The sequence below is a fragment of the Janthinobacterium sp. PAMC25594 genome, from assembly GCF_019443505.1.
In the GTDB taxonomy this organism is placed as follows: domain Bacteria; phylum Pseudomonadota; class Gammaproteobacteria; order Burkholderiales; family Burkholderiaceae_D; genus Janthinobacterium.
Map to the genome: position 1 here is coordinate 3,740,516 of NZ_CP080377.1, position 17,902 is coordinate 3,758,417.

The window sequence follows — 17,902 nt, forward strand, 5'->3', positions numbered from 1 at the left end:
ATGGCCGCACCGCAACGCCTCACCGACCGCAAGCGCGTCGCCATCGTCGATGCCGCCATCGCCGAGTTCCGCGAGCACGGTTTTGACGCGACCAGCATGGACAGGATCGCCGCCACGGCCGCCGTTTCCAAGCGCACCGTGTACAACCATTTCCCCAGCAAGGACGAACTGTTCGCGGAAATCCTGCGGCGCATGTGGGAAAGCAGCGTGGCCCAGCCCGCCGTACCCTATCTTGCGGACCAGTTGCTGCGCCCGCAGGTGCTGGCCCTGGTCGAGCAGAAAATGGGCTTGCTGTGCGACCCGGCCTTCATCGACCTGGCGCGCGTGATCTTTGGTGAAACCATTCACTCGCCCGCGCGCGCGCAAGCGATGGTGGCGCGCCTGAATGAAAAGGAAACGGGCCTGTATCTCTGGATCCGCGCGGCGCAGCAAGATGGGCGCATCAAGGCGGGCGAGACGGTGGAAGTGGCGCACCTGCTGATGTCGCCATTAAAAACCTTTGCCTTCTGGCCACAGATCACCCTCGGTGAGCCTCTGCTGGGCCCGGCACGCCAGCGCGAAGTGGCGGAACTGGCCGTCGATATCTTCCTGTGCTACTACGGCGTGGCAAAACAGACGGCATAAACGGGCGGCAAGTGAGCAGAGATGCTCTGCCAATGCTCGCCCTCGTCGCTCGAATACCAGGCGCCGCCCGTCGTCGACGCCATCAATAAACCGCGCCCATCGTCGGCCAGCGCCAGCCCGTGGCGGTAGATGAGGTCGTAGCAATGCCGCTGCGGCAATCCCGCGCGCAACACCTCAAACGTCTTGCCACCATCGCGCGTGCGCGTCACGGCCAGCGCGCCATCGATGGGTATGCGCAGCACGTCCGCCTGCGCGGGCACGAACCAGGCCGTGTCGCCATCGCGCGGATGCACGGCCACGGCAAAGCCGAAATGCGACAGCGGCGCCGTGCTCACTTCCTGCCAGTGCCAGCCCGCGTCCTGCGAGCGCCAGATGCCGTTATGGTGCTGGCACCACAGCGCCTCGGGCGTGCCGGCGCTGCGCACGATGCGGTGCGGGTCTTGCACGGCCTCGTTTTCATCGAGCCCGGGCGGCATGTAGTCGGCGCGCATGCCCGTCGCGCTCAAGGCCCAGCTGGCGCCGCCATCAAGCGTTTGCCAGACGCCGCCGCAGGACACGCCGACCAGCACGGTATGGCTGTCGCGCGGATCGACGCAAATGCTGTGGATGCCGGGCACGTCGTAGCCGCCGCCAAACCATTGCGCCCGCTGCGGCACGTGCCACAAGGACTCGACCAGCTGCCAGCTGTCGCCGCGGTCGCTTGAGCGGAACAGGCCGCCAGGTAAAGTCCCGGCCCACAGCACGCCGGGCTGGTCCGCGCCACCGGCCGCCAGCGACCAGATCTGCCGCAAGGTCCAGTGCACCGTATCGCTGCTGTCCTCGGGCTTGGCGGGATAGGCGGGCACGGCGACTTCTTGCCACGCGCTGGCGCCCGCGTCGAGGCGGTGCAGCTTGGCGGCGAAGTGCCCGAGGTTCAGGGCGACATACAAGGTGCCGTCGCGGCCATCGTGCAGCAGCATGGAGACGGGGTCGCCGGCAAACTGCACCAGCGCCAGCTGCCAGGCGCCGGCCGCATCGACATCGAACTGGAACAAGCCCTTGCGGGTGCCAAGATACGCGCGTTGAGCCATGCCTGGTCCCATGATTAACCTCCGGAAAGTGCCTGCAAGATATACACTTGGCTGTCGGGCTGCAAGACGTCGTCCAGCACGCGCCGTTCGCGGCAGCGCACGCCGTCGATGAAGATCACCACGTTGGGGCGCAAGGCCCCTTGCTCGTCGAGCACGTAGCCGCGCAGGCGTGGCTGCAGCACAAACGCGGCATCGAGAGCGGCGCGCAGGCGTGGCGCGACCACGTCCACGGTGGGGACGTCCAGGTAGCGTGCCAGTTGTTGCGTAAAATGCAGATGCGCCATGCTGCCCTTCGACGTCGTCGGTCTCGACTCATTCTAGTCCGCTTTGCGGCCAATACAATTAAAATAGCGGCAAGCACACAAGGAGGCCAGGCATGACGATTACCCCGGAAGAACTAGCGGTGCTGATGCAGGAAGTGGAAGTGGCCGATCCCATCGATTTTGCCGACCTGCCCTTCGACGAGCAGGAATTGCGCGGCTTGATCGCCAACCACCTGTGCGAGATGGCCGATGCCATGGAAAGTTTCAGCCCGGAAGACCGCAACCTGGCCCTGCTGGCCGTGGCGGCCAAGCTGGTGCTGGAAAACCTGGTGCTGCACGTGCAGCTGCTGCGCCGCCACGGCTTGCCCGTGAGCGACAGCGTGGACGCGCTGCTGCAGCGGCTGAAGGGCGGCAAGCCATCGTGAATTAATTGCCCGTGCGCACGGCCCGCGCCTGCACGGTGAGATCGCTTTCGGCCACGGCCACGCAGGGCAGGATGTAGCCGTCGAGCCGCTCATCGGGGCTGATGCCGGGCCAGTCCACCGTGTAGCGGATCTTTCCTTCGGGCATGTGGCACAGGCAGGTGCGGCAGGTGCCGTTGCGGCAGGAGCTGAGCAGGCGGATGCCGGCCAGTTCGGCGGCGGCCAGCACGGTGGTGCCGACCTCGGCCGTGAATTGCCAGCCTTGCGGAACGATGGTGATGGTAAAGGAGCACATGCCCCAGTGTAACAGTCAGCTTGCCAAGGTCGTCCACTGCGCGCCAGCCGCATGGCTGCGCAGCACGGCCTCGGCAAAGGCCAGGCCCGCCACGCCGTCAATCACCGTCGGCAGCCAGCTGGCTTCCTCGGGCACGGGCAAGCCAGCCTGCAAGGCGCGGATGGCCAGGGCCGCATCCAGGTACAGCTGGGCGAACGCTTCCAGATACCCCTCCGGATGGCCGGCCGGCACGCGCGTGGCGTGGCGCGCGGCGGCGCTGTCGACCCGGCCCGGACGCAGCAGCTGGCGGTTGCCGCCCTGCGGCGTGTACCACAGCGCGTTTGGTTGTTCCTGATCGAAATCCAGCTGCGCCTTGCTGCCGAACAAACGCAAGCGCACCGTGTTTTCGCAACCCGTCGCCACCTGGCTGGCCCACAGGGTGCCCTTGGCGCCATTCGCATAGCGCAGCATCACCTGCACATGGTCGTCCAGCGTGCGCTGCGGAACAAAGGTCGACAATTCCGCCAGCACGGCATGCGGCGTCAGTCCGCTGACGAACTGCGCCAGGTGATACGCGTGCAGCCCCACGTCGAGCAGGGTGCCGCCGGGCCCGGCCTTGTGCGGGTCGTTATGCCAGTTGCCATGCTTCAACCCGCCGGCCGCGATGGCGTCGGCCAGCCAGTCTTGCGAGTATTCCACCTGCACGAGGCGCAATTCGCCGATGTCGCCCGCCTCGACCATGGCTTTCGCATGACGCAGCAAGGGATAGCCGCTGTAGGTATGCGTGAGCGCAAACAGCAAGTTTTTCTGCTTGGCCAGCGCCGCCAGCGCCTGGCCTTCCGCCAGAGAGATGCCCAGCGGCTTGTCGCAGATCACGTGGATGCCCGCTTCCATGAACGCCGTGGCGACGGGTGCGTGCAAGTGATTCGGCGTGACGATGGCCACGGCCTCGATGCCGTCCGCCCTGGCAGCCTCCGCCTGCGCCATGGCGCGGTAATCGCTGTAGCAGCGGTCGGGCGCCAGGTGCAGCGCGGCACCGCTGTCGCGCGCGCGCTGCGGGTCGGACGACAGGGCGCCCGCCACCAGTTCATATTGGTCGTCGATGCGCGCCGCGATGCGGTGCACGGCGCCGATGAAAGCGCCCTGCCCGCCCCCTACCATGCCCAGCCGTAAGCGTCGCTGCATGTCGTTTCCTTATTTCAAGCCAAGCAAGTGATGGATTTGATGTTGATCCACGGCGCTGCCCGCGAAATCGTCGAACGCGCGTTCGGCCACGTGGATGATATGTTCGCGGATAAAACGCGCGCCTTCGGCCGCCCCTTCCTCCGGGTGTTTCAAACAGCATTCCCACTCCAGCACGGCCCAGCCTGGAAAGTCGTACTGCGCCAGCTTCGAGAAAATCGCCTTGAAATCGATCTGCCCGTCACCGAGCGAGCGGAAGCGCCCGGCCCGGTCTTGCCAGTCGCCATAGCCGCCATACACGCCCTGGCGCCCGTTGGGCCTGAATTCCGCGTCCTTGACGTGAAAGGCCTTGATGCGCGCGTGATAGATGTCGATGAAGGCCAGGTAATCGAGCTGCTGCAGCACGAAGTGGCTGGGGTCGTACAGAATCGACGCGCGCCGGTGATCGTGGACGGCGGCCAGGAAACGCTCGAAGGTCACGCCGTCGTGCAAGTCCTCGCCCGGATGCAATTCATAGCAAAGGTCCACGCCAGCCGCATCGAACGCATCGAGGATGGGCAGCCAGCGTTTCGCCAGTTCCGCAAATGCCGTTTCCACCAGGCCCGCCGGACGCTGCGGCCACGGATACAGGTAGGGCCAGGCCAGCGCGCCGGAAAACGTCACGTGCGCCTTCAGCCCCAGGCGCTGCGAGGCGCTGGCCGCCCACAGCAGCTGCTGCGTGGCCCAGGCCGTGCGCGCGGCGCTGTCGCCACGTACGTGCTCGGGCGCAAAGCCATCGAACAGGGCGTCATAGGCGGGATGCACGGCGATCAGCTGGCCCTGCAAATGCGTCGACAATTCCGTCACCTGCAAGCCGTGGCGCGCCAGCAGGGTTTTCACGTCGTCGCAGTACTGCTGGCTATTGGCCGCTTGTTCCAGATCAAACAGGCGCGGCGCCGTCGGCAGCTGCAAGCCCTTGTAACCAAGGCCGGCCGCCCATTGCGCCAAGTGCTCGAGCGAGTCGAACGGCGGCTCGTCGCCGAGAAACTGGGCCAGGAAAATGGCCGGGCCCTGGATGGTTTTCATGGGTATCCTGTAAAAATTAACCCTTGAGGCAAAGTTCTGGGGTCGGACCCTTAGGGTCCGACCCCGGATTCTTGCCCTTCGGGGTATGACTTAAATTAAAAAGGCGAGTTCGGAAAGTAAAACTGCTTGGCATTCTCGCGCGTGATCAGCACCGACGGGATGATGGTGTTGGCCGGCAATTTATCCCCTTTCAGGCGCGCTTCCGTCGTCAGCTTGATGGCGTCGTACATGAACTTGGGCGAGTACGACACGTCGGCCACGATCAGCGGGTCGGAACCGTCCATGATCTTCTTGACGGCTCCCTTCGCGCCCGCGCCGCCGAACACTTGCTTGATGTCCGTGCGCTTGGCTTGCGCGATGGCCTTTTGCACGCCGATGGCCATGTCGTCATCGGCGGCCCAGACGGCGTCGATCTGCTTGAAGCGCGTCAGATAATCCTGCATGACCTTGAAGGCATCGTCGCGGTTCCAGTTGCCATACTTGGCGTCCAAGACCTTGATCTCGGGATGGCCTTTCATGACGGCGGAAAACGCATCGTAGCGCTCGTTATCGAGCGTGGTCGGCATGCCGCGCAGCACGACGATATTGCCCTTGCCATTCAAGCTTTTCGCCAAATACTCGGCTGGCAGCTTGCCGAAGGCCGTGTTGTCACCCGCGATGTACGCATCCTGCGACTGCGTATTCGTCAAGCCACGGTCGACCACCGTTACGTACACGCCCTTGTTTTTCACTTGCGCCACGGGCTGCGTCAGGGACGCCGACTCGATGGGGAAGATCACCAGGGTGTTGATCTTGTTCACCGTCAACATGTCCTGCAACTGGTTCGCCTGCTCGGGCGCCGTGGCGGCCGTCTTGACGATGATTTTTAGTCCCGGATGGGCTTTTTCCAGCTCCGCCTTGGCCTGGTTCGCCCACCACACGATGCCGGACGTGAAACTGTGCGTGGCCGTGGGAATAGCCACGCCGACGACGAGCTTCTCGGCCGCCTGCGCCTGCGCACTCGGCAAGGCCCACGCCTGCATCACCAGCACTGCCATCCCTGCTACCCGTATAAAGCTCTTCATGCTGCTCTCCTCCAAGGTTGTGGGCGCCCGTTGGCTGCCCTTTCAGAACGCCGCTGTGTTTTTATTTGCGGCCTCGCTGCAGGAAGGCGACGGCGATGATCACCACGCCTTGCACTGCGGCATTCAGGTAGACACTGATGATGCTGGTCAAATTCAGGATATTGCTGATCACGGAGAGCAGGATGGCGCCGATCACGGTGCCGACGATGCGTCCCTCTCCGCCCTTCAGCGCGGTGCCGACGACGACGACGGCGGCGATGGCTTCGAGTTCCCACAGCAAGCCCGTCGTCGGCGTGGCCGAGCCCAGGCGCGGCACGTACAGCACGGTGGCGATGCCCACGCAGACGCCCAGCAGCATGTAGGTGGCGATCTTGACTCTGTCGACGTTGATGGCCGCATAGCGCGCCACTTGCTCGTTGGAACCAATCGCCTGCACGTGGCGGCCAAAGGTCGTACGGTTGAGGATGACGGCGCCGGCCGCGGCGACGAACAGAAAGATCCAGATCGGAATCGGCGCACCCAGCACGCTCGTGTAATACACAGGGCTGTACAGCTCGGACAGGGTGGCATCCAGGGTCAGGGCGCCGCCATCGGCCAGGTACGTGAGCACGGCGCGGAAGATGCCCAGGGTGCCCAGGGTGACGATGAACGGTTCGATATTGCCCTTGCTGATTAATAAACCGTGCATCAGGCCGAAACCGGCACCGAGGATCAAGGCCATGGCGATGCCCAGCACCAGCATGGTGATGGGCGCCAGGTTGCCGCCCGCGCCTTGCGCCAGCGCATTCATGAAATAGATCATGCAGCCGGCGATCAGGGCCGCCATCGAGCCGACCGACAGATCGATGCCGCCGGAAATAATGACGAAGGTCATGCCCACGGCGATGATGCCGATGAAGGCCGTGCGCGTGAGCACGTTCATCAGGTTGTCCAGGGTGGCGAAGTCGCCGTTGAGCAAGGTGCCCGCGATGCACAGAGATAACAAGCCCAGCACGGGGCCTAAGCCCTTGATGCGCGCGCCGAAGCGGGCAACGGCGGTGGCAAGCGGGGATACGGTGGTGTCAGTGCGTGCCGGTTGCATGGGCAATCAACTCCTCTTCGGTCAGGTGGTCAGCAGACAGGGTGGCTTGCAAGGTGCCGGCGCGCATCACGGCCACGCGGTGGCACAGGCCGATCAATTCGATCAATTCCGATGAAATCACGATCACGGCGCGCCCTTCGGCGGCCAGGCGGTGGATCAAAAAATAAATGTCGCGCTTGGCGCCCACGTCCACGCCACGGCTCGGCTCATCGAGCACGACGACACGGGGATCGGAATGCAGGTATTTCGCCAGCGCCAGCTTTTGCTGATTGCCGCCGGACAGCATGCGCGCGCGGCTGTTCAGGTCGCCCGTGCGGATGTTGAAATCCGTCACAGCCTTGGCCAGCGCCGCTTTTTCCCCTGCGACATCGAGCCAGGGCCGCGCATAGCGCTCCATGGTCATCATGGTGAGGTTTTCGCGCAAGCCCAGGTTCACGTGCAAGCCCTTGCCCTTGCGGTCTTCACTCAGGTAGGTCATGCCGTGCTGCATGGCTTCACGCGGCGTGCGGATGTCCACGGGCTGGCCATTGATCTCGATCAGCCCCGCGCTGCGCGGGCGCAAGCCCAGCACCGCTTCGAACGATTCCGTGCGCCCCGCGCCCACCAGGCCCGCAAAGCCCAGCACTTCGCCGGCGCGCACCTCGAACGACAGGTCTTTCGACCAGCCGGGAACAGACAATCCCCCGACTTTCAGGAGAACGGGCGCATCCGGCGCCAGCGGCACTTTCGCCGGGAACATGTCGGACAATTCGCGCCCCACCATCAGGTTCGCCATCTGCTGGCGCGTCAGGCTGGCCGTCGGCTCGCGCGTGACGAAACGCCCGTCGCGCATGACGATGACCTCGTCCGTGTTGCGCTCCACTTCGTCGAGCTTGTGGGAGATATACAGGATGGTGACGCCATCGCTTTTCAGCTGTGCCATGACGGCAAACAGGCGCTGGGTTTCCGACGACGTCAGGGTGGCCGTCGGCTCATCCATGATCAGGAAGCGGGCGCGGCGCGACAAAGCCTTGGCGATTTCCACAAGCTGCTTTTCGGCGACGATCAGGTCGCGGATTTTTGTCTCGGGCGACACGTCCAGGCCCACCTGCTTCAGGTAGCGCGACGCTTCTTCGCGCATGGCCGCCTCGTCGAGCAGCCAGCCGCGCGTTTTCTCATGGCCCAGGAACATGTTCTGCGCCACCGTCAGGTGCTCGGCCAGGTTGAATTCCTGGTGAATCAGCACGATGCCCGCGCTTTCCGCCGCGCGCGAACTGGCAAAGCGCCGGGGCTGGCCATCGATCAGCAACTGCCCTTCGCTCACGCCCTCGTAGCCGGCGAGGATTTTCATCAGGGTCGACTTGCCGGCGCCGTTTTCGCCCAGCAAGCCATACACGCGCCCGGGCGACAGGGTAAAACTGACGCCATGCAAGACGCGCACGGGGCCGAAATCCTTGCACACCCCCTCGAAACCGACGGCAACGCTCACTATGCACTCCCTCGCAGAATTAATCGGTGTTGCAGCAGCACGCCAGGCACGCTGGCCGCCGGGTTGGCCAGCCGCTGCAGCAATAAGCGTGCCGCCGTCTCGCCCAGCTCGCGCATCGGCTGCGCGATGGTGGTCAATCCCGGATCGATCTGCGCGGCGATGGCGATATCGTCGAAGCCGATCACGGCCACGTCTTCCGGCACGCGTTTTCCTAACTGGCGCAGCGCGCTCAAGACGCCGATGGCCAGGGTGTCGGACACGGCAAAGATGGCCGTCGGCGCATCCGGTCCCTCCATCATGCGCAAGGTGGCGGCCGTGCCCGCTTCGTAATCGAGGCTTTGCACCGTGTGCACCCACTGCGGCCGCACGGGCAGGCCGGCCCCCGCCAAGGTGTCCAGATAGCCTTGCTGGCGTTGCCGCGCGTACAGGTAGCGTTCATCGGAATTGATCAGGCCGATGCGCGTATGGCCGCGCGACAGCAGATGCGCGACGGCGTCGGAGGCGGCGCGGTGGTTGTCGATGCCGACATAGGGCACGGCCACGGCGGGATCGAATTCGCAGCAGGCCACCCACGGCAGGCTGACGGATTCATGCGACAGCGCATGCTGCACCGTGTCCGGGTCGAGGCAGATGGCGCCATCGGCCCGGTGCATGCGCAGCAAGTCAAAGTAGGAACGTTCGCGGCCCGCGTCGGCGCCCGTGTCGCACAGCAACACGAAATAGCCGTGTTCGCGCGCCACCGTATCGATGCCGCGCACGATCTGCGCATAAAACGGGTTGCCCACGTCGGGCACCATGGTCAGCAGCATGCGGCTCTCGGCCGTGCGCAGGCTGCGCGCCAGGTGGTTCATGCGGTAGCCGAGCGCCGCCACGGACGCGAGCACTTTGTCGCGCGTGGGCGCCCGCACCCCGGCCTGCTCGTTCATCACGCGCGAGACGGTGGCCACCGACACCCCCGCATGCGCGGCAACGGCGCTGATGGAGACGGTTTCTGTCGGCAAAGAAGACGGGACGGCTGGCGGCATGGGGCTTTTCATATAAATGTAATCGATTACATTTATAGGCCAGTCGCGCCCGCGATGCAAACATTATCGATGCTGCGGTGCGGGAAAAATGGCCCGTGCAAGCCGCTGGCAATAGGTATTCACCGGGGTTGGACGGGCCAGTGCTGCATGGCAAAATAATATGTCAGGGGAAACTGGGCGCCGGTAACATTACTCCGACACCCAGGCAACGCCCCCGTTGCCTGGCTCCGTGGCGACTTGCCTGCATTCACCAGGCCAAGATAGGCTTACCAATCCTTGTCGCCAGCCTCTGCGGCGGAATTTTTGGCAGCCGCAGGTGCATTGCGCTTCGCTTCGGTTTTCACCGGCGCCACCGCAGGCTCCACCTTGACGATGGTTTTTTCCGCAGGTGCCGCTTCCCGCACCTGCAGCGCGCCCGCCGCGATGCCGTCGAGCTTGATCTTGACGTTTTCCAGCACGCCATACGACAGCTTTGGCGTCACGCGCTCGATACGTACCTCGCAGCACAGCTTTTCCATATTGCCCAGGGATTGACCAGTCTGCGGATCCTTGATCTCCTTGCCTTGCTGATACACACGATAGCGGCCGTTTTCCACCACGGCGTTGCCACCCTGGCTCAATACGACGTTATCACCATCGCGCTCGACGATGGAAATAGGAAAAGTGCGCAGCAGAATGGCCTCGGTGGCCTGCTTGACGATCTCCGCCTGCATGTTCTTCAGCGTCTGGCTCTCATTGAAGTTACTGCCCAGGGTCGTGGCGGCAATCGCTGGCGGCTCGCCGCGCAGGGTGGTCGATTGCAGGATCTGCCGCGTGGCCAGATTGATCATGCGTTGCGAGACCGACCAAGCGCCAGCATACGATACCAGTTCGCGGTCCGAGGTCTGCAGCTTGCGCGCATGACGCTGGTAAGCGAATTCATTGACCACGCCGACCCACACCAGATCCGCGCTCAGCGCCTGTCCCAACTTGGCAAGGTCGCTACTCGGGGAATTACCCGAGGTAATCATATTCAATTCATCCTGCAACTCGCCCTCGAACTGGCGATCCAGCACGGTAAAGCGGCCCGTTTGCGACAATGCATCAATGATCTGCTGGCGTATCGGCGCCAGCACTTCCTGCGCCGGCACCGCCCGCCCGCCAATATTGAAGCTGGCTTGCTCGCTACGCAGCGGCGCCACGATGATCTTGATCTTGCCACTATCGGCTGGCGCTTTGAACTTGGCAATGCGCGCTTCGATCTCCACCTTGTACAGACCGCCCTTGGAAAACGGCGATGACATGTCAAGTACCTTGAACGAGGACACCACGCCCTTCGATTGACTGATGATCTGCTCGGCAAAGGCCTGGCCCTGCATGGTCGCCTTCATACTGGCGCTCCCCGAACCCGCCGTTGAATCGACATCGAGCGTTGCCGTCACCTGCTCAAACATGCTCGCATTGCTTGAACTGGCTTGCACCGTAGCGCCATTGACTTGCATGATGGCAAGCTTGAGCGCGTCATTGAGCGCGGCACCCGGCGAAATGCCGCTACCGGTTACCGTCGTAGTGACTTGTTCGACCTGTCCGACGTCAGGTGTCTGCGTCAGATTAGGCGCGCTTGACACAACAGGCGGCTGCGCAGCTTTCTCGCCGCAAGCAGCCAGGCTCAAGGCGATACTCAGCATGATGGCTGGTATACTGGATTTCATTGTGATCTTCATAGGCAATTCCATTGTCCCAAAAAAAAAGGGCGAACCAGTCGCCCTGCTATCTTTCCTACTCCGTTTTTGACTTACAGCAATGCAGTAGCGTCGCTGGCTTCTTTTGGCAGCGGAATATTATTATTCTTGGCAAAATCGATCGCTACTTTCAAGGTGCTGCCGACGGCCTTGATCGATGACGGCAGGTTTTGCGCGATAAACAGGGCCGAATTGGCCGATGCGCCCAGAGCAGTGATCGATGGCTTGAAACTACCGACATCCTTGCTCATGCCGACGTACTGGATCACGCCTTTCGACAGATCTATCAGGCCTTCCGTGAAGCGCTGCTTGCTCGCATCATCCATGGCGACTTTCTTGCCCTTCATTTGCTCTTCCAGCAGTTTGCTGTTTTCGCTTTGCATCTTGCTCGCACCCTGCAGGCTATCCTTGGTGGCGCCTTCGGTCAGATTCTGCGCTTCCAGGGCGGCCTTATCCGACTGTTCCTTCAAACCAAACGCGGCCAGCATGGTGGCATCGGCTTTCATGACGCTTTGCGTACCGCCGACATATTTCTTGACGATCTGCTCGGCGGTAACTCCCTTGCCGCCACCCAGCGCACCGGACAGGCCACCGAATTGAGCCGATGCCAGGCTCGAAACTGCCAACAGGGTCGCACCCAACAATGCGGAAATACGAATATGCTTCATGACTTGCCTTTTATAAGAAGAATGGGAAACAGTCGAGGGAATGGAAGATGCGGGCGTTCGACCTGCCGCCCGCACCGGTATGTCAATACACGCCAGCGGCGCTCAAGCGGCTGATAATTTCCTTGGCCGCCAGTGCGGAAGCGTCCTTCAACGCCTTGGTCTGGGCTGTCGCATTGTCCGCACCGAGGCCAAAATACTGTACCGGTGGCACGGCCGCCACTTCACGTGGCAAGGCGCCACGCAAATCGAGTACGCGGCCGGTGACCGATACCACGACGCGCTGCAAACCGGTCGCTTCATCGGTCGCGGCAGGATTGACGTCAAAGGTGGCCAATGCCAGCAAGGGCACATTCGCCTTGCGCAAGGCGGCAACGATGGAGCGCAAGGTCGCAGGCGCCAAATCATTGCCTTTGGAAAAATCTTTATTCACGGATGGAATGTCCTTATCACCGAGTACGAACTCAGGATCGGCGACCAAGTACCCTGCTTGCGAAAACACGCTCGTCACGGCCGTCTTCTGGTTGGCCAGCGAAAACACACGGTAGTCGGTTTCATCTGCTTTGCGCACGGTGCTGCCACCGGTTTCGACTTTGATAGTCTGCTTGAGAGCAACGTTTTCATTCCGGCGCACGGTGGCACTGGTGGCAATGGCGCCGCCGCCCAGCGATTCGCCTTCGCGGCCGTTCACGCTGCCGCTCGTTTTCGCGCTACCGTCGAGGGTCAACTCGGCACGCTTGACCACACGCTCATCAAATGCCTTCACGCTGGCTACTTCGCGGCCGACAAAGACATACACCATCTGCGATTTTTCCCCGTTCGATACCCGACCGGTGGCACTGGCACCTTTCAGGGTATTCCTCAGTTTTGCCACATTGAGTTCGGCACGCACTACCACGGAATATTTACGCAGGCTGACCTGATCTTGCTCGTTCAAGACAACAGTACTGAGCAAGAATTTATCCAGATTGGCTTCAATTTTTCCCTGGATCGCTTCAAAGTTCTCCGATTCGGCTTCGCCGCTTTCAGCGAAATAACGTTCTATCGCCGCCATTTGCGCCTTCTGATAAGCCATTTCCTTGTCGGCATCCGTCAGCATGGCCGCATATTTCACCGTCGCCGCGCCTTTTATCTGAATAACCTGGGAAAAACATGAGCCGGCCAAAAACAAGCCCAGGCAAAACAACATCAATTTTTTCATCTATTTACTAGCCTTTAATATCACCCGAGTTACCTCGATTTGTTTCCCAATATCCTTGGCTCCTGCCGCGGTCTGTATCCATTTCATGTCGCCGCCTTCAAATGCGGCGGTCAGCTTTAAAAACAAACCGCGCAAGGCATCCTGATAGGCGGCAAAATCGTCGGAGCCGATTCGGCCGGCAGGAACGATCGCCGTTTCGCCGTTTTTCAAGTCAGTATTCAGGAAGTCGGAATGGAGCAACGGTTCTGAAAACTGAACGTGCGCATAGGCACCATATACATACGATATCGCGACAGCGGTTTCCGCCGTTTTAATCTTGGCAAACTTATTCAGAGAAATATCAAAAACATAATCACCCTCGCCGATGCTCAAATCGACATCATCACCATTCTCAAGCCGCAGCGACATGCGTCCCAAGGCGTCACCAGCCTTGGTAGGCAACAACGGCACGCCGGCATTGGCAGATAGCACTGAAGCAAAGGCGTCAACCACCATGCTTTCCATCAGTTGCGGCTGGCTACGCAGCGCGTCGGGCATGACTGCCAGCGCTTCGGGCGCCACTGTGGCACGCCGGATCTGGATCGTGCGCTGGCCTGGGCTCGGCAAGGTCGCGTGCGACAGGCGATCCAGATATTGCGTCACCAGGCCCTTGCCCTCTTCCTTCAACAATAACTGTTCGATGAATCCGCTAATACGTGCCGCATCGGGTGCGTCCGGCGTGGCATCAAACAGGGCGGCATTGACGGGATAACTGCGCACCACGGTCTTGCTCTTGTAATCGAATATCAGGGCATCGCCACGCAAATTGACAAAGGTCTTGTAATAACTGCCGAAATTTTCCGTCAATACCGTTTCGCCGGTCAGTACCAGCACCGTGATCAAGGCCTGATCACTTTTCTTGAGATTAACGAGGGATGCGGGCGGCAACAGGCTGAGGGCAGGATTGGCCACCTTGCCACTACGGTCGTTAATAATGCGCGAAAGGTTCTGCCCCGACTTGTCGGCGCGCAGTCGCATATACAATTGGTGAGAATATGGGAAACGAACACTGGCTGTGGCGGAGTCACCGGCAAATGAAAATCCGGCTACCGCTATATCGGCGGCATAGGCTGGGATCGCGAACAGGGGGAAAATCAGTTGAAATGACAGAACTGCATATATCTTGGATTTCGACCACACGGACCAGCCTCTATTGCCTCATGGAAATAGCATAAATTGTAACTTGTTTTCTATAAAACAACCATGCATTTTGCAAATTTATTACGTTTGTTGATAAATTCCGACGCTTCATTATTTATAAAAAATAAGCTTGCGAATATCTGTCTATTTTTTTAGCAGGCGATGTCAATAAAGATCACCACCGCCATGCATTAATTTTTCATCATCGCGCAAAACGTTTCGGGATTGCCGTCAAGAATGACGCCGCTGGGCCAGCGGTGGCTGCGCTGCTGGGCGCGCAGCAAGGATGCGGCCAGGGCCGAGTCGCCATCGACGGCGTAGACGAAGACCGGCATGTTCAGGCTGGCGGCGTCCATCAGCAAATTCGGATTGGCGTCGAGACTGCGCGCGTCCACGTGCACGCCAGCGGGCATGCCGATCTGCTGCTGCACGCGCTGCAGCCACGGCTTGTCCAGCTTGGGCGGGCGGGCATTTTTCGCGATATAGCGGCTGACCCGGTTCGCGCCGGCCGCCTGTGCATTGCGCGCATCAAACACGAGCAGACCCAGATAGCCCTGCGGATCGGCGCGGCGCGCACAGACCAGGTTGTTCGGCACGCCCGACGTCAGGAACCAGTTGCCGTGCTTGATGTTGGCGCGCAACTGCCCCACCAGGGTCGCGATGGGCGCGCACGACGCCACGACATCCTTGATTTCCGCATTCAGGGTTTTCGCCGGGAAGGCCGTGGCCAAGTCGGCCACATCGCTGACGAAGGGCGGCGTTTCCGCCGTCGGCACGCCGCGGTTCTTCATGCTGGCGGCGCGCCAGTCGTCGGCCGTCAATTGCTTCACGGTGCGGGGCGATCCCGTGTCGACGACCCGACCCGTGAGCAGGTCGTGGTGCACTACCCAGCTGCCGTCGCCCAGCAGTTGCAAATCCGTCTCGACACCGTCCCAGGTGCCGAAATACGTGTTGCGCAGCGCGCTCAGCGAGTTTTCCGGCGCATTGCCGGCACCCCGGTGGGCGTGCACCTTCATGCCCAGGCAGTCGGCCTGGACAGCCGTGCTGGCCATGCAGAGCAGCAAGGCCAGGGCGGTCGCCTTATTTTTTTTCCGGATGATAGCCATAGTGAATTCCTTGCAAAACATGGATGCGGATCGCTTCGTTGACGGGGTAGCTGTAGCCCTGCCCCACCGCGACGACGTGCGTGATATTGGCCAGCAAGCCCTTGCCGGCGATTTGCCAGCGCGTGCTGTCGTCGGCCGCCTGACGGTTCCAGTCCAGCATCTGGCGGAACAGCTCGCTCTTCGTGACATTGTTGTCTGACAGGGTAAAAATGCCCCAGGTTCCCAGGAAGGCGCCGGCCAGCACGCCCGTGGCGATCCAGGCGGAACGGCGGCTCAGCTGGCCATCGGCGCCCGCCTGCTCGCCGCGGCGCGCCGCCAGCACCAGCAAGCCCACGGTGGCGATCAGGTACAGCAGTTTCGAAAAGTGGCCGATGGCGCCCAGCAAGGAGAAAAACAGGGCCACGGGCGGCACGATGGCCGCGCGCGCCGCTTCCTTGCCCTCTGCGTAATACTTGCCGCCCACTTCGAAGTCGCTGCGGCTGGCACGGTATTCCACCAGCTTTTCCGCCGTCTGGCGCGCGGCGAACTGGTCGAACAGACGGCTGAACTCGGCCGGACTCGCATACACGTCCTGCACCACGGCGCCCTTCGGCAGCCGCAAGCCCTTGCTCGCTTCGCTGCCGTCGCCACCGTCCGGTCCGTCGCGCAGCACGGCCTGGATGCCGGGGCGCGCCACGAAGGCGGGGAAGGACAAGCCCGGCGGAATGCGCTCGCCCTTGATAGTCAAACCCTTGCTGGCCGCTTCCGACGCGTAGCGGCGCTTGACGGCGGCGCGGAAACTCAATTGATCGGCAGGATGCCAGTTGGCCGACACGGGCACCTTTTTACGCACATTGTTGACTACCGCCGCGCGCCGGCGCGCCGGCACCGATTCCGGTTGCCAGCCATGGCGCGACAGGCTTTGCCGGTAATCGTTCCAGGCCGATTCCTGCTGCTGGCGCAAGCCCGCGTCGTCGTCGGGAATGATGCCCGAATACAATTTCCACTTGTCATGCACTTCGCCTATCGCCTGCTGGTACTTGTCGTAGTAACCGGCCGCGCCGCCCGCGATCTTGCGGACATTAAAATTGATCAACTGCTCCTTGGCTGGCTCCATACGCTCGTCGAGGTGGCCGACCGAGACGGCCAGGAAGGGGAACAGGGCCAGGAAAGCCTTGCCTTCGGGCTTGGCAAACAGGGTGGGATCATCGACCAGGCCCTGCAATTGCAGGCTGCCGCCCACCAGCGAGCGTTGCATCAGGGTGGTGTTGAAGGCCAGGCGGCGAAATTGCGCATCGCGCGTTTCCACCAGCACCGTGACCGTCGTTTTCAAAATGCCGAACACGACCGCCGCCGTGGCAACGCAGCAGAAGATGATCTTTTTCCAGCTGGGGCCGCTGTCATTGTTCTTCAGCCGGCGGCGCCACATCAGTTGCAGCACCACCAGCGCGGCGGCGATGCCCGACAGGCTGCGGCCATAGAATTCCACGCCCTCCACGTCGTGCGGCTTGACGTCGCCGCCCACCACGTCGAGCAAACGGGCATTGAAGCCCAGCTCGAAGCACAGGTACATGATCGTCAGGACGATCAGGATCAAGGTCTGCCGGATTTGCAGACTGCGCAAACTCGCGGCCATCTTATTTCCTCAAATCGATGACGACGGGCTTGATCTCTTCGGCCTGAAAGATCATCGGCGCCGCAGGGACAGCCGCCGCGCTGCGCGCTGCAGGCAGGCTGATGGCGGGCGTCGCCGCCCTGGCCGGGGTCTCCTGGCGGCGCGCCTTGGCGCTGGCGCGGCTGCCCGCTTTCGGCGTGGCGGCGGGGGCCGGAGCGGCTGCCGGCGGCGCGGGAATCACGCGCCCGCTATCGCCGCCGCTGCCAGGCACGGTGGCGATGACGGGGCCGGTGGCGCGCAAGGCGTCGTCGGCAAACGGCTGGGCGCGCGTATCGACGCCGGGCGGCACGGCCACGCTGGCGTTAAGCAAGCGGTTGTCCGTGTAGATCATGCGCGACAGGCGGTTGTAGTTGGGAAAGTCGATATTCAGCGATTTCGCGTCCGCCGCCAGTTCCACGCGGGGGCGGTCCTTGCAATTACCCACCGTCCACTGCAGCACGTCCGTGCCCTGGAAGGCCAGCACTTCATAGCGGTAGGCGCAGCCGCGCTCCTGCGTTTCGACGATCACCACGGTGCGCTCGCCCACGTTTTCCACGCGCGCCACGCGGGCCGTGATGGCATTGGCCAGCGGCACGACGCGAAACGCCTGCGACAGCTTGATCGAATACTTGCCTTGCGGGTCCTTGCGCAAGGTGCCTTCCGTGCCGTCGCGCAGGCGGAAGGTGGACAGCGGCGTGCCGAACAGCTCGGCAGTATCGAGGCCCACCATCACGCAGCCACGGCCGTTCGGCGTCATGGCGCAACCCGTCAACAGGATACCGGCGGCCACGCTCAGGGCCAGTGTGCGCCAGTGCGCGGATGCAAAGTTCTTATACGTTGTCATGCTTGATAACTTTCT

Annotated in this window: 18 protein-coding genes; 2 read left to right on the forward strand and 16 right to left on the reverse strand. The window is 62.1% G+C overall.

Features of this window, described 5'->3' with window-relative positions:
• Entirely contained in the window at positions 1–624 is a 624-nt protein-coding gene (locus KY494_RS16815; protein ID WP_219887584.1) for a TetR/AcrR family transcriptional regulator, read from the forward strand.
• Here the strand turns inward: KY494_RS16815 and KY494_RS16820 are convergent.
• Both KY494_RS16820 and KY494_RS16825 read right to left on the reverse strand, forming a co-directional pair.
• Complete coding sequence (locus KY494_RS16820; RefSeq protein WP_219887585.1) at positions 597–1,694, reverse strand: exo-alpha-sialidase; 1,098 nt, start codon at positions 1,692–1,694, stop codon at positions 597–599. The genes KY494_RS16815 and KY494_RS16820 overlap by 28 nt on opposite strands.
• 14 nt (positions 1,695–1,708) lie before the next feature.
• A complete protein-coding gene (locus KY494_RS16825; protein ID WP_219887586.1) occupies positions 1,709–1,978 on the reverse strand; it encodes a MoaD/ThiS family protein in 270 nt (89 codons plus the stop codon).
• A gap of 92 nt (positions 1,979–2,070) precedes the next feature.
• On the opposite strand from KY494_RS16825, the gene KY494_RS16830 reads away from it, so the two are divergent.
• The gene (locus KY494_RS16830) at positions 2,071–2,382 is read left to right on the forward strand and encodes a hypothetical protein (protein ID WP_070258491.1); all 312 of its coding nucleotides are present in this window, start codon (positions 2,071–2,073) and stop codon (positions 2,380–2,382) included.
• Between the two features lies 1 nt (position 2,383).
• Here the strand turns inward: KY494_RS16830 and KY494_RS16835 are convergent, their stop codons facing one another.
• The 14 genes from KY494_RS16835 to KY494_RS16900 all read right to left on the reverse strand — a co-directional run bounded on the left by KY494_RS16835 (position 2,384) and on the right by KY494_RS16900 (position 17,887).
• Positions 2,384–2,674, reverse strand: coding sequence for a 2Fe-2S iron-sulfur cluster-binding protein (locus KY494_RS16835; protein WP_219887587.1), 291 nt, complete (start codon positions 2,672–2,674; stop codon positions 2,384–2,386).
• A gap of 15 nt (positions 2,675–2,689) precedes the next feature.
• A complete protein-coding gene (locus KY494_RS16840; RefSeq protein ID WP_258194278.1) occupies positions 2,690–3,838 on the reverse strand; it encodes a Gfo/Idh/MocA family protein in 1,149 nt (382 codons plus the stop codon).
• Positions 3,839–3,847: 9 nt separating this feature from the next.
• On the reverse strand, positions 3,848–4,900 hold the full coding sequence (locus tag KY494_RS16845; RefSeq protein ID WP_219887588.1) for a sugar phosphate isomerase/epimerase: 1,053 nt from the start codon (positions 4,898–4,900) through the stop codon (positions 3,848–3,850).
• Positions 4,901–4,995: 95 nt separating this feature from the next.
• On the reverse strand, positions 4,996–5,922 hold the full coding sequence (locus tag KY494_RS16850) for a substrate-binding domain-containing protein (RefSeq protein ID WP_375143486.1): 927 nt from the start codon (positions 5,920–5,922) through the stop codon (positions 4,996–4,998).
• 103 nt (positions 5,923–6,025) lie between these two features.
• On the reverse strand, positions 6,026–7,045 hold the full coding sequence (locus tag KY494_RS16855) for an ABC transporter permease (RefSeq protein WP_219887590.1): 1,020 nt from the start codon (positions 7,043–7,045) through the stop codon (positions 6,026–6,028).
• On the reverse strand, positions 7,026–8,513 hold the full coding sequence (locus tag KY494_RS16860; RefSeq protein ID WP_219887591.1) for a sugar ABC transporter ATP-binding protein: 1,488 nt from the start codon (positions 8,511–8,513) through the stop codon (positions 7,026–7,028). Before KY494_RS16860 ends, KY494_RS16855 begins: the two co-directional genes overlap by 20 nt.
• Positions 8,513–9,550, reverse strand: a complete 1,038-nt coding sequence (locus tag KY494_RS16865; protein ID WP_219887592.1) for a LacI family DNA-binding transcriptional regulator — start codon at positions 9,548–9,550, stop codon at positions 8,513–8,515. The genes KY494_RS16860 and KY494_RS16865 overlap by 1 nt, the downstream gene beginning before the upstream one ends.
• 254 nt (positions 9,551–9,804) lie before the next feature.
• On the reverse strand, positions 9,805–11,229 hold the full coding sequence (locus tag KY494_RS16870) for a CsgG/HfaB family protein (RefSeq protein ID WP_219887593.1): 1,425 nt from the start codon (positions 11,227–11,229) through the stop codon (positions 9,805–9,807).
• Positions 11,230–11,312: 83 nt separating this feature from the next.
• Positions 11,313–11,927 carry a hypothetical protein gene (locus KY494_RS16875; protein ID WP_219887594.1) on the reverse strand — a complete coding sequence of 205 codons (615 nt, stop codon included), beginning with the start codon at positions 11,925–11,927 and terminating at the stop codon, positions 11,313–11,315.
• 82 nt (positions 11,928–12,009) lie between these two features.
• Positions 12,010–13,125, reverse strand: coding sequence for a hypothetical protein (locus KY494_RS16880; RefSeq protein ID WP_219887595.1), 1,116 nt, complete (start codon positions 13,123–13,125; stop codon positions 12,010–12,012).
• A complete protein-coding gene (locus KY494_RS16885) occupies positions 13,126–14,304 on the reverse strand; it encodes a hypothetical protein (RefSeq protein ID WP_219887596.1) in 1,179 nt (392 codons plus the stop codon).
• 191 nt (positions 14,305–14,495) lie between these two features.
• Positions 14,496–15,410, reverse strand: a complete 915-nt coding sequence (locus tag KY494_RS16890; RefSeq protein ID WP_258194282.1) for a glycerophosphodiester phosphodiesterase family protein — start codon at positions 15,408–15,410, stop codon at positions 14,496–14,498.
• Positions 15,385–17,025: a hypothetical protein gene (locus tag KY494_RS16895; RefSeq protein ID WP_258194283.1), complete on the reverse strand. Its 1,641-nt coding sequence runs from the start codon at positions 17,023–17,025 to the stop codon at positions 15,385–15,387. The genes KY494_RS16890 and KY494_RS16895 overlap by 26 nt, the downstream gene beginning before the upstream one ends.
• A 1-nt stretch (position 17,026) precedes the next feature.
• Positions 17,027–17,887, reverse strand: coding sequence for a hypothetical protein (locus KY494_RS16900; RefSeq protein WP_219887597.1), 861 nt, complete (start codon positions 17,885–17,887; stop codon positions 17,027–17,029).
• Positions 17,888–17,902 lie beyond the last annotated feature (15 nt).